This is a genomic window from Methanoculleus horonobensis (genome assembly GCF_001602375.1).
In the GTDB taxonomy this organism is placed as follows: Archaea; Halobacteriota; Methanomicrobia; order Methanomicrobiales; family Methanoculleaceae; genus Methanoculleus; species Methanoculleus horonobensis.
This window is the reverse complement of the sequence record NZ_BCNY01000014.1, coordinates 471,635-484,048: the sequence shown is the minus strand read 5'-3', so window position 1 is coordinate 484,048 and position 12,414 is coordinate 471,635. Positions and strand designations below refer to the sequence as shown.

The 12,414-nt window shown below is 64.6% G+C and carries 9 protein-coding genes; 4 read left to right on the top strand and 5 right to left on the bottom strand.

The window, feature by feature from the left end; genetic code table 11:
- Positions 1 to 9 precede the first annotated feature (9 nt).
- Genes MCUHO_RS07460 through MCUHO_RS07445 form a run of 4 tightly spaced genes read right to left on the bottom strand, consistent with a single transcriptional unit; the run spans position 10 to position 3,822 of the window.
- Positions 10 to 438, bottom strand: a complete 429-nt coding sequence (locus MCUHO_RS07460) for a nuclear transport factor 2 family protein (protein ID WP_067075981.1) — start codon at positions 436 to 438, stop codon at positions 10 to 12.
- A 51-nt stretch (positions 439 to 489) separates the two neighbouring features.
- On the bottom strand, positions 490 to 2,289 hold the full coding sequence (locus MCUHO_RS07455) for a molybdopterin-binding protein (RefSeq protein WP_067075978.1): 1,800 nt from the start codon (positions 2,287 to 2,289) through the stop codon (positions 490 to 492).
- Positions 2,290 to 2,305: 16 nt separating this feature from the next.
- Complete coding sequence (gene tsaA, locus MCUHO_RS07450; protein ID WP_067075975.1) at positions 2,306 to 3,124, bottom strand: tRNA (N6-threonylcarbamoyladenosine(37)-N6)-methyltransferase TrmO; 819 nt, start codon at positions 3,122 to 3,124, stop codon at positions 2,306 to 2,308.
- A 56-nt stretch (positions 3,125 to 3,180) separates the two neighbouring features.
- Complete coding sequence (locus MCUHO_RS07445) at positions 3,181 to 3,822, bottom strand: FmdE family protein (RefSeq protein WP_067076263.1); 642 nt, start codon at positions 3,820 to 3,822, stop codon at positions 3,181 to 3,183.
- Positions 3,823 to 4,143: 321 nt separating this feature from the next.
- Here MCUHO_RS07445 and fdhF point away from each other — a divergent pair, with 321 nt between their 5' ends.
- The 4 genes from fdhF (at position 4,144) to MCUHO_RS07425 (ending at position 9,117) form a co-directional block, all read left to right on the top strand.
- Positions 4,144 to 6,210 (top strand): formate dehydrogenase subunit alpha, encoded by a 2,067-nt coding sequence (gene fdhF / locus MCUHO_RS07440; RefSeq protein ID WP_067075972.1) that lies wholly within the window; start codon positions 4,144 to 4,146, stop codon positions 6,208 to 6,210.
- On the top strand, positions 6,211 to 7,449 hold the full coding sequence (locus tag MCUHO_RS07435; protein WP_067075969.1) for a Coenzyme F420 hydrogenase/dehydrogenase, beta subunit C-terminal domain: 1,239 nt from the start codon (positions 6,211 to 6,213) through the stop codon (positions 7,447 to 7,449).
- Positions 7,450 to 7,871: 422 nt separating this feature from the next.
- Positions 7,872 to 8,336 carry a VOC family protein gene (locus MCUHO_RS07430; RefSeq protein WP_067075966.1) on the top strand — a complete coding sequence of 155 codons (465 nt, stop codon included), beginning with the start codon at positions 7,872 to 7,874 and terminating at the stop codon, positions 8,334 to 8,336.
- Between the two features lie 49 nt (positions 8,337 to 8,385).
- Positions 8,386 to 9,117 (top strand): formate dehydrogenase accessory sulfurtransferase FdhD, encoded by a 732-nt coding sequence (locus MCUHO_RS07425; RefSeq protein WP_067075963.1) that lies wholly within the window; start codon positions 8,386 to 8,388, stop codon positions 9,115 to 9,117.
- Positions 9,118 to 9,748: 631 nt separating this feature from the next.
- Here the strand turns inward: MCUHO_RS07425 and MCUHO_RS07420 are convergent.
- On the bottom strand, positions 9,749 to 12,388 hold the full coding sequence (locus MCUHO_RS07420; RefSeq protein WP_067075960.1) for an aminotransferase class V-fold PLP-dependent enzyme: 2,640 nt from the start codon (positions 12,386 to 12,388) through the stop codon (positions 9,749 to 9,751).
- Between the last annotated feature and the right edge of the window lie 26 nt (positions 12,389 to 12,414).

Genomic DNA, 12,414 nt, shown 5'->3' with positions numbered 1-12,414 from the left:
TCAAAAGAGTTAGTTTGTAGGATACGACCGCCCTTCTTCCTGGCCCCCGGCCGGGAACGAGTAGTGCGCCTGGGTAAAGACCCACGCGTGGCCGGTTCCGCGGAGCACCGCCGTCATCCGCACGTCCCGGGTCTCTCCGATACCGTCGACGACAAAACGGTAGGTCATATCGGCCATCACCCAGGCGACCGTTCCCTCGGCGCCGATATGGACATCGGAGAGATCGAGCGCGACCGTCTCCGCCTGCGCAAAGTCGCGCTCGAGGTGCCGGCGGTAGGCTTCTCTCCCGATCGCCTTCTCGTCGGCACCCGTGCCGAACGCCCGGAACTCAGGATCGGTGAGCGAAACCAGGCTCTCGATGTCCTTCCGGCCCATGGCATCCGTCATCCGCCGGAGCACCGCCATGATCTGCTCCCGTGTCTGCTCGCTGACTCGCATGAGAAGTGATCATGCCAAAAAAGGATATGCGTTTCGAGCAGGTGCGGTGGTTCAGGGCGAGAAGGCGCCGGGCGCGTCTCCGTCCCCCGGATCTCTCCCGATCGAGTGGAGATACGCGCGGAACTCCGGCGAGCGTGCGGCCCCGATGAGGGCGGCGACGCCCTCGTCCGCGGCACGTTCCTCTCTCATCACCAGGTCGCACGACTCGCAGCCGATCGGCGTGAACCGGAGCCCCGCCTCCCGCGCTTCAAGGGCCGTACAGACCCGGACGTCCGCGGGAACGCCGGACGGGGAGGCGTCGATACCCTCCCGGTCGAGCCACGCATCGAGGAGGAACTGCGCCGCCGCGCTCTTCGGGCGGTTGGCGACCCGGAGCGACGCAAGGCTCCCGGCGTCGAGGGGATCGGCCGACGCGACCCCGAACTCCGTCCGGGCCACCGGCACCCGGAGGAGACGCACGCCGGGCAGGTAGCGGAGCACCTGATCGCTCCATGCCGACGCCGTCTCCGGGAGGGCAACCGTCGCCGCGTGGCAGGTCTTCGCCCGCAGGGCGAGCACCGCTCCAATCGTCGAGGCGTTACAGCAGTGGAGATGGTAGTCGGCCTCCGCAAGACGATTTCCGAGCTCGCCGAGGACGGGATCGCGCCTCCCGACGCAGACGAGCGTCCGGGCGACGGAAGCGGACGGGACGGTGAGGCGGACGCGCACCTCCTCGCCCGCCTCGATTCCTTCGCGGGCGGCCGGGATATGGAGGTAGCCGTTCGCCCGGACGACCGCCATCTGGATGCCCCCGCCCCGGGGATGGGGTGTCGCCCAGCAGGTGCCGTCGACCCGCCCGACCGAGACCGGGACGAACTCGTCGAACCCGAGATCGGACGCCAGCCTCCGCGCCAGCCGGACGTCCATCTCCCCGAGCGGGAGCGGCTCAAGCCCCCACCACGAGAGGAGGCTCCCGGCAACCTCGCGGAGAACCGTCTGGGCGGCGACGGGATACCCCGGCATCCCGAGAACCGGTTTGCCGCCGACGTTCGCGAGCAGCACCGGTTTCCCCGGCCTGACCGCGATCCCGTGAAAAACGATCTCCCCGAGCTGCTCGACGGCGTCCCGGGAGAAGTCGCGGGTGCCGGCCGACGAACCCGCCGAGAGGATGACGAGATCGTTCTCGGCTATCGCCGCCCCCACCGCCTCCCGGATCAGATCGGGTTCGTCGGGAACGATCCCGTAACGGCGGCAGGTCGCCCCGAGACCGGTGAGGTACGCCTCCGCCATCAGGGTGTTCGTCTCGATCGTCCGGCCGGGCCCGGGCGCCGTCCCGAGCGGCACGAGGTCGCTCCCCGTCGGGACGATCCCGACCCGGACCGACCGCACGCTCACCCGGTCTATCCCGTAGGTCGCGAGCGCACCGATATCGAACGGCCGGATGCGGTGGCCTTTCGGGAGGACGAGTTCCCCCGCCCGGACATCCTCGCCGGCACGGCGGATGTGCTGCCCGGACGCGGCGGACTTGCGGATCCAGGGCGTGCCGCCCTCGTCCCAGGTATCCTCGATCATGACGACGGCGTCGAACGGTTGCGGGAGCACCTCGCCGGTGTTGACGCGGGTATACTCAGGAAGAGAGAGCGGCCGCTGGTCCTGCGCTCCGCGGGTATCGCCGCTCTTCACCGCGTAGCCGTCGAACTTCGCGATATCGGCCATGGGAACGGAATACCCCGCGTACAGGGGCTCACCTGTCACCCTGCCGACAGCTTCTGCGAGCGGCACGGTCTCGGCGCGGCCCGGCGAGGGGAACTCCCGCCGCATGATCGCGAGCGCCTCGGAGAGCGGGGTGAGGTTCAGGTACCTGCGTGACATCTTCGTGACTCCTTGATCATTGTCTCTGCTGTGGCCGGGAGCGAACGGCGCAGTCGAAGAGCGACTTCTCAGGTGCCGCGAAGATCGCATCGACGCTCTCCGGCACGTCCCGGAGGGAAAAGACCGCCTCCTTTCCGGGGCAGGAGAGCACGTACCGGTCGCCTCCCGAAGACCCCAGCCGGCGGTTTCCGGGGCTTGCACCGGTGATCCCGATGAGCGCGTCGGCGATGCAGGGGTCGGGGCCGGGCGCGACCGAGACCTGCGGGTGGCGCAGGTCGCGCTCGAAGATACGCGTCGCCGCCTCCGCAAGCCGCACCCCGACCGCCACCCCGGGGCAGAGTTCCCCGTGGTAGTTCACGGCCTCGCGGACGAGGCCGGCCCGGTACTCGCCGGGGCTCATCTTCCGGATCTTCTCCGTCCGGTCGTGGCCGGTCGCGGAGAAGACGCAGTCCCATCCCGTCTGGTAGGGTTTGATGTCGATCACCGGCGTTCCGTCGATCAGGTCGACGTTCGCGAGGGAAAGGAACCGGCCCTCCCGCACACCGCGGAGCCGCACCACCGAGACGGAGAGGGGGTTCGGCCGCACCGGCGAGCGGAGAGAGAAGACGCCTTTCTCCGGCAGATCGTTCGAGATCTTCCGGGCGACCGCCGTGAGGACGTCCCGGCCGGCCTCGTGCATCCAGCAGACGAGGATCAGGTGCGAGTTCTCCTCGATGCCGGAGAGTCCCCCGGCGTATCGGGGATATATCTCGATCTCGGCGTCGACGCCCTGGACCGGCATATCGCTCCTGGAGCGGATACCTGAATGCACGAGTCCGATAGGAGAGAGTTCCATGGGCTGCCTTCCAGCGCGATAGGAGTTATGCCTCCCCGCGAGGGGGAGGGACTCCCTCAGTACGCCACCTTCTCGTAGTAGGACTGTGACCGGCAGTCGGTGCAGGCACCGTCGACAAGCAGGTTGTCGGGCACCATCTCGCCGCAGATGGAACAGATCGCGGACTTCCACGGCCATTTCTGGGGCACTTTCACCCGCACCCGCTCCTCCGAGAGGAGATCGCGCCCCGCGTCGATGATCTCGTCGATCAGGTCGAGGCCCCGGGTTCTCGGGTCGAAGAGCGGATCCTTGGTGTACCAGAGAGCGAACGTCGGATACCGCTCGATCTTATCGCCGTCGACGAAGACCCGGGTCCCGTTCACGTACGGGGCATCTGCCGGCCCGTTCATGGTGATGGCGAACTTCCCGATCGGGATCACCCGGAGGCGGTGGTTGCCGGTGGTACAGTGGGCGATCACCTGCAGCGCGTCGGGCAGACACTTCGTAGTCTCGCAGACGGCATAAATCTTCTTGCCCCGGGGGATCTTCAGGAGTTCCAGGGCGTAGTCGACCATGAAGACCCCGACCAGGAGTCCGGGGGCTGCAAAGGTGTGGAAATCGATGCAGCGTTTGAAGTCCTCAATCAGCTCCGGTGGGGAGCCTCTCGACTCGAGCCGGGCCTCGATGTCTTCCCAGGTATGATTCAGTCTCGGTTGCACGGAGAGGTGTTTGGTCAAGGTTGATTGTAAACATTTTGGATCGGTAAATGAGATTTAATTTACATTTAACGGGTTGTTGCGGCATAGCGTCGAGGAAGTGTCACCCAATCGCATAATCATGGATATCGTGACCGATATCCCGGGTGCAGAAAAATGGGCTGGAGTGAGATCAATTATATATCATGAATATATGGCAAAAGGTAAAAGAGTAAGTTTAAATTTATATACTACTTAGTAGAGTAAAGCCACTATTAACATGTCCGTTCTACCCGGACATGCCTGGCAAAACCGACGTTGAATGCAACTATCGGGAGAATTCACATGGCTGACACTAATGGCAAATTACGTTACGTTCCCACAACCTGCCCGTACTGCGGCGTAGGGTGCGGGCTCAATCTTGTGGTGAATGAAGGTAAGCTCGTGGGGGTCGAGCCCCTGAAGAGAAGTCCGATCAATGAGGGCAAACTCTGCCCCAAGGGAACCACCTGCTGGGAGTTCGTGCAGAGCCCCGACCGTCTGACGAAACCCCTCATCAAGAAGAACGGTGAGTTCGTCGAGGCATCCTGGGACGAGGCTTACGATCTCATCGCCTCGAAGTTCAAGGAGACCAGCGAGAAGTACGGGCCGAAATCCCTTGGATTCCAGGTCTCGTGCCGTACTCCGAACGAAGAGTGCTACATCATGCAGAAACTCGCGCGGGTGGCCTTCAAGACCAACAACATCGACAACTGCGCGCGTATCTGCCACGGGCCGTCCGTCGCGGGGCTCTCGCTCTCGTTCGGCTCCGGGGCCGCGACGAACCCCTTCGAGGACGTCCTGAATGCCGACGTCATCTTCATGATCGGTGCGAACACGATCGAGGCGCACCCGCTTGCTGGCCGCAGGCTCGTCCAGGCCAAGAAGGCGGGCAAGAAGATCATCGTCTGCGACCCGCGCTACACACCCACGGCGCGCCTGGCCGATGAGTGGGTCCGCTACAACCCCTCGACGAACATCGCCCTGATCAACTCGATCATGTACTGGATCATCCAGGAGAACCTCCACGACAAGGAGTTCATCGAGAAGAGGACGACGGGATTCGAGGACCTGAAGAAGACCGTGGAGAACTACGCGGACGTCGAGTCGATCACCGGCGTGCCGACCGAGCGGGTCAAGGAGATCGCCCGGATTTACGCCGGCGCGAAGAACGCGGTGATCATCTACTGCCTCGGCATCACGGAGCTCTCGACCGGCACGGACAACGTCCGGTCGCTCGGAAACCTCTCGATGCTGACCGGCAACGTGGGCAGACCCGGAACCGGTGTCAACCCGCTCCGCGGCCAGAACAACGTCCAGGGCGCCTGCGACATGGGTGCATACCCGAACGTCTTCTCCGGCTACCAGAAGTGCGAGGACGACGCCACCAGGAAGCGCATGGAGGAACTCTGGGGCGTCACCGGGCTTGCAAGCGAGTACGGCGTGACGCTGACCGAGCAGATCACCCAGTGCGGCGACCCGATAAGAGCGATGTATATCTTCGCGTTGAACCCGGTCGTCTCCTACCCCGACTCGAACCACGTCATGCGGTCGCTTGAGAAACTCGACTTCCTGGTCGTGCAGGACATCTTCATGACCGAGACGGCGAAGTACGCCGACGTCATCCTGCCCGGCGCATCCTTCGCCGAGAAGGACGGGACGTTCACCAGCGGCGAGCGGCGCATCAACCGTGTAAGGAAGGCCGTGGAGCCCCCGGGCGAGGCGAAGGCCGACTGGGAGATCTTCGTCGATCTCGCTCACAAACTCGGGCTCCAGGGATTCGACTTCAACTCCGCGGAAGATATCTGGGACGACATGCGGCGGGTCACCCCGTCGATGGCCGGCGCCTCCTACGCAAGGATGGAGAAGCCGGAGTCCGTGCACTGGCCCTGCCCCACCGAGGAGCACCCCGGAACGCCGATCCTCCACCGCGAGAAGTTCTCGTCGGCCGACGGCCTCGGGCACTTCTTCGGCATCGAGCACCGGCCGCCCGCGGAGGTCGCCGACGCCGAGTATCCGTTCACCCTGATGACCGGACGTCTGCTCTTCCACTACCACACCCGGACCCAGACCGGCCGGGCGGAGCTCCTCCACCACGAGGTGCCCAACGGCTACGTGCAGATCAACAACGAGGATGCAGCGCGCCTGAAGATCCAGAACGGCGAGATGATCAAACTCACCAGCAGGCGCGGCGAGGTCGAGACCACCGCGAGGGTGACCGACGAGGTCGCACCGGGCGTGCTGATGATGGCGATGCACTTTGCGGACGCGGCGGCGAACATGCTGACGAACACCGCGCTCGACCCGCTCTCCAAGATGCCGGAGTTGAAGCACAGTGCTGTGAAGGTCGAGAAGATCACGGGGGTGCAGTAAATGGCAGCAAAGGGAGATATGGTATACGCCTGGACGACGAGCCCCGATATCGCCAGCGTCGCGGAGTGCGGCGGTGCGGTGACCGGACTGCTCAAGTATGCCCTGGAGAACAAGATCGTCGACGCAGTCCTCGCGGTGAAGAAGGGCGTGGACCTCTACGATGCGGTCCCGACGATCATCACCGACCCGGCGGAGATCGGGCAGACGGCAGGCTCGCTCCACTGCGGAACGCTTCTGCTCTCGAAGCTGGTCAAGAAGTACCTGGGCGGGGCCGAGGATATGCGCCTTGCCGTGACGGTGAAGGGCTGCGACGCGATGGGCCTCTACGAGCTCGCGAAGCGCAACCAGGTCAACCTGGACAACCTTCTCATGATCGGCGTCAACTGCGGCGGGTCCGTCAGCCCGGTCTCGGCCCGGAAGATGATCGCCGAGAAGTTCGGCATCGACCCGAACGACGTCGTCAAGGAGGAGATTGACAAGGGCCAGTTCATCATCGTCACGAAGGACGGCCAGCACAAGGGCATCTCGATGGACGAACTCGAGGAAGAAGGCTTCGGCCGCCGGTCGAACTGCCGCCGCTGCAAGATGAAAGTCCCGCGCCAGGCGGATCTCGCCTGCGGCAACTGGGGCGTCATCGGCGACAAGGCAGGTAAGGCCACCTTCGTCGAGGTCTGCTCCGAGAAGGGTGCTGATCTCCTGAGCAGGGCCGCGAAGGCCGGGGCGATCGCCACGGAGCCCGCGAACCCGAAGGGGATCGAGATCCGCGGCAAGGTCGAGAACGCGATGCTGAAGCTCGGCGACAAGTGGCGGGCGAAATACTTCGAGGGGCTCGGCGAGGGCAAGGAGCGCCTCCAGAAGATGATGGAGGACACGTCCCGGTGCATCAAGTGCTACGCCTGCATCGAGAACTGCCCGATCTGCTACTGCGAAGAGTGCAGCACGAAGAAAGACTACCTGGTGCCGCCGGGCGTGCTCCCCGTGCCGTTCATGTTCCACCTGATCCGGTTCGCTCACGTGGCGGACTCCTGTGTCAACTGCGGCCAGTGCGAGGAGAACTGCCCGATGGAGATCGCGAACTCGCTCTACATGCACGCCCTGCAGGCGGACATGGAGAAGATGTTCGGCCACACCCCGGGTGTGGACATGGAGCTCCCGGTGCTTGCGCTCGTCGAGGAGAAGGCGGAACGGGAGCGGCTCTCCGCAACCGGCAGCGACCAGATCTTCAACGTGTTCAAATAACCGACGCGTGCCCCGAAAGAGTGCGACGGACGGAACGTCCGGAGCATGAGCACCATCAGGTGCGAGGGCAGGCGGAGTTCGAGAAGAGCGAGCGACCGGCCGAAGGGCGCGATGGGCGGCAGGCGGTGACGGGGTAACACCCCGGCCCCCTGCCTCTGCCCGACCGTTCGGCCGGGCGCGTGATCGACAACATCTTGAGTTCCATAAAAAACCTCAACGCGCCCGTGCCGGGGCGCAAAGAGACGTGTCTGGCAATACCCGGCGGCGGGGAGGATTCCCCTGTCATCGCTTCACGCCGCCGGAAACCCATGGAAAACCTTTTTTTACGATCCTTCAGGGAATCCCGACGGATCTCGTTCGCACAACAAAAAAAGGCGGAAATCGGAAGGCTGAACTGCAGCAATACCGTATGAGATATCGATATGAAGTTCGTATGCCCGCTTATTGTCGTCCGTGACGTAGAGTCCTCCCGGGCGTTCTACGAAGAGGTGCTGGGTCAGAGGGTTCTCCACGATCTCGGCGAGAACGTGGTGTTCGAGGGGGGGTTCGCGATACACCAGAGATCGCACTTTTCAAACCTCATCGGCGTCGCCGAGAGCGATATCGTCCCGCGGTCGAACAACGCCGAACTCTACTTCGAGGAGGACGATCTGGACGGCTTCCTCGAGCGGCTCAAAGGGATGGAGGCCGTGAAATACGTCCACGAACCGATCGAGCAGCCCTGGGGACAGCGGGCCGTCAGGTTCTACGACCCCGACATGCACATTATCGAGGTCGGCGAACCGATAGAGAGCGTGGTAACGAGGTTCCTTGAGAGCGGGCTCTCGGTTGAAGAGACCGCACGGCGCACCTCGATGCCCGAGGAGTTCGTCCGGCAGTGCGCGTGATCCGGCACGGTATAGTTATCTCACGTACAAGAAGACTGAAGTGAGCGCCATGTCCAGGAAGATCCCCTGTATCCCAATCAGCGGCGGAAGCGCCGCCCGTGATGCCGCCGAAGAGACGCCGGCGGCGATCTTCGTCAACGGCCGGCACCTGACGACCGTCATCTTGAGCCCCGGCGGGTTTCTAGACTTCATCACCGGCTACCTCTATACAGAAGAGATCATCGGGAGCGCTGACGAGATCGAGTCGGTCAGGATCGAAGAGAACCGGATCAGCGTCATCACGAAGAACGTCTTCAGGCGGGTCAGCGTAAAAAAGACCATCCTCTCCGGGTGCGGGGGAGCCGTCTCCTACATAGACACCCAGAAACTGCCCGCGATCGAGTCCGATCTCGTGGTTGCCGTGCCCGAGATCGAGGCCGCCGTCGCCGCCCTCACCGCCCACGAACCGCTCGACGCGGTCGCTCTTGCCAGGGGAAGCCGGATCGTCGCCCGGGGAGAAGACCTCGACCGGCACAACGCTCTCGATCGGGCGATCGGCCGGGGGCTGCGGGAATCCCTCGACTTCTCGCGGACGGCAGCGGTCTGCACCGGGACGGCCACCTCCGAGACGGTCAGGAAGTGCCTGATCGCCGGCATCCCGGTGCTCGTCTCCACCGGCGCCCCGACCGCGCTTGCCGTGGAGGTTGCAGAGGAGACCGGGCTCTGTATCGTCGGGTTCGCGGGCACGCCGGAGATGGCGGTGTATACCCACCCGGAGAGGATAACTGGGATGGAGGGGTGAGGGGGCTCGCAACTCCGGTGCTCACGTTTTTACCCGGGGCCTGATGGCTTATCAAGCCCTGGCCGTTGCACTCCTCCCCTTCATCCCCCACCCCGCCCGGCCTTCGGCCTCCTCATTCGCACCTTCGCACCTGCGGTGCTCGAACTCCGTTCCTGATGGAACATCGTTCTTCGGTGCTCATGCTCCGGCTCTACGACCCGTCGCACCTCGCCCCAGGGGGCGGGGGCAGTGCGTGGCGATAGGCGATGGTTCGGAGAACGACTGTCCTTAGGACAGGAGTTCGAGAAGGCCGGAGGTCTTCGAGAACCGGAGCTAGAGCACCGAAGGTGCGAAGCCGGTGGAAAAACCGTATACCGTTCTTCTCCGGGTTCTCCCCCGTGCTGTGGACCGTGGGAGTATCGCCATTGGGGGAGGGGGAACTCGTTCCCCCTCCCCTGTCTCTACCGGACAAGGACACCTGTATCCCACACCCCACCCAAGGGGCGGGGGCAGTCATGGCGATAGCCGGTGGAAAAACCGTATACCGTTCTTCTCCGGATTCTCATCGCAATGCGAGCGGCAACAACCGGAGATATGAAGACTCAAAAATAGACGCCGAGATCCGGACGGGCCAGAGGATTGAGAAAACCCCTCACCGTCCCCGGCTGATCTCGTCGACGGCCGCAATCAGGAGATCGATCTCCTGCTCCGTCGTGAAGGCCGCCATGCTCGCCCGCACCGTCCCCTCCGGGAGGTTCAGGTGCTCCATCAGCGGCTGGCAGCAGTGGTGCCCCGAGCGCACCAGGATATCCGCATCCTCATCGAGCATCTGCGCAGCCTCCTGCGGGTGGACGCCGTCGATGGTGAACGAGACGACCCCGATCCGGGCGCCGGGCTTCCGGCCGGCATAGACCGTGACCCCGTCGATCCCCGAGAGCCCCTCGATCAACCGGGCGGTCAGGCGCTCCTCGTGCCGGTGGATCTTCTCCATCCCGATCCCCGAGAGGTAGTCCACGGCGGCGCCGAGCGCGATCCCGCCCCCGACGTTCGGCGTCCCGGCCTCGTAGCGCTGGTAGCCCTCCGCCGGGACGTAGCCTTCGGCACTCACGCTCGCGACCATGCCGCCGCCGAGCATCGCAGGCTCGATGAGGAGATCCCGCATCCAGAGGACGCCGGTGCCGGTCGGGCCGAACATCTTGTGCCCCGCAAAGCAGAGGATGTCGCAGCCGAGGTCCGCGACGTTCACCGGCATGTGCGGCAGCGACTGCGCCCCGTCCACCAGGAGGAGGGCGCCGTGCTCCCGGCAGAGCGCCGCGATCTCGCGAACCGGCGTCGTCACGCCGAGGACGTTCGAGGCGTGGGTGACGGCGACGAGCCGGACGCCGCCAGCGGCCAGGGTCTTCTCGAGCGCGGCAAGGTCGAGCGAGTAATCGGCGTCGATCCCGATCACGTCGAGCGCGACCCCCTGTTTTGCAAGCGCCCGCCAGGGGAGGAGGTTCGAGTGGTGCTCGAGGATGGTGGTCGCCACGCGGTCGCCCGGCTTCCAGGAGAGCCCCTGCGCGACCATGTTGATCGCATCGGTGGCGTTCTTCGTAAAGACCGTCACCCCGGCTTCGCCGCCGATGAACCGGGCCACCTTCTCGTGGGCGTGCCAGTAGCGCTGCGTCGCGATCCGGGTCAGCCGGTGGACGCCCCGGCCGACGTTCGCCCGGTATCGGTGCTCGAACTCGACGAGCGCCTCCACCACCGGCTCCGGCGAGAAGGTCGTCGCCGCGTTGTCGAGATAAACGATGTCGCCGAGGATCGGGAAGTCCTTGCGGATCATGTCCGGGACGGACTCGTTCTCTGCCGGCGGTACCGGCTCGCGGATACCCGTACTCTTCATGGTCGTCACCTTCTCCACCTTCCGGACCGGGGCTTCCCGGAGGGTGAAGTCGTCGTTGACGGCGATCCCCCGATCCCTGCAGACCTCGCGCATCTTCGGGGGCAGCGCCCGCCACCGCCAGAGCCCCCACCGGTGGTAGGCGTCAGGCAACCCGTTCTTCTCCGCCCAACGGATAAGGAATTCGTCCCAGGGATCCGTCAGTTCCGGGTGCATCTCCCGGAGCCCTTCGTACTCGCTCTCGAGCACCGCCGGGCAGAGGTAGCAGCCCACCCGCTCGAGCCCCATCTCGTAGAGCGGGTTCATCGGAACCTCGCGCCACCAGAGGTAGAGGAAGACCTCGAGCGCCCGCCAGTTCCGGATCGGCGAGACGTTCAACTGCAGGGGGTTTGCCGGGTTCTGGCTCGTCTCATCGAGATCGGCACGGTTCCAGGACTCATACCACCGGTTTCCCTGGATGGTGACGCAGGGGCCGAGCCCGGCGAGATAGATCTTCAGCGGCTGGAGTTTCAGGAGTTTGCAGCACCAGCGATGATCCTTCCCCGGCGGCCCCGCCTTCTCGACCGCCTGGAAGAAGTCGCCGCCTTTTCTGATGATCTCGACGCCCTGCGACGCCGCGAACTCCACCGTCTCCGGGAGTTCGAGCCCGGTATCGATGAAGAACGCATTCTCCACACCTGCCCTCCGCGCAAGATGGAGGACGGCGGTGCTGTCCTTGCCGCCGGAGAACGAGACGTTCACGCACGGCCGGTCGTTCATGTGCTTTTTGATCGTCCGGACGGCGTTCCGTTCGAGGTTCTTCAAGTGGTAACGGTTCTTCTCGATCACCGTATCCCAGCCCGGGTCGGGCCGGCTGCGAGGCTCGACGGAGACGAGTTCCTTCACCCGAACCTGCCCGTCCCTGACGACGCCCGTGCCGAACCGGCTCTTGTAGGAGACGATGACCGTCCCGTCCGGCACGGGAGCCGCGAGCGGGAACTGTTTCCCGCCGATGCGGCCCTTATGGGCGCTCACCGCGGGCTCGGCCTCCAGGTCGATGATGCCGCGCGTCACGTGCGGCAGGATGTGCGGGAGCGCTTCGGGAGCGATATCGAGGCTGAACTTCCGCGCGATCGGGTCGAACGTGAGCCAGCCGAGCCGGTCGCCGTGGGCGATCACGAGATCCGCCCGGTCGACGCCGCCGGTCTTGTTCAGGAGCACGACGCGGGGCAACGGGACGTTGCCGAACCGTTCGGTCAGAAGACCCCGGATGAGGGCCATATCCGCCGCGAGGGCGGGCCGGAGATCGTGCGGCTGCAGGAGCGGTATCTCCCTGACTCTCGCTCCGCAGGCGCAGGTGCGCCCGATAAGGGGGACGTTGCACTGGTCGCACCAGTAGAGGACTTTCTTTACTGCCGGTTCGCGCTTCACTTAAAGGAGTATTTGGTTGCGGCAGG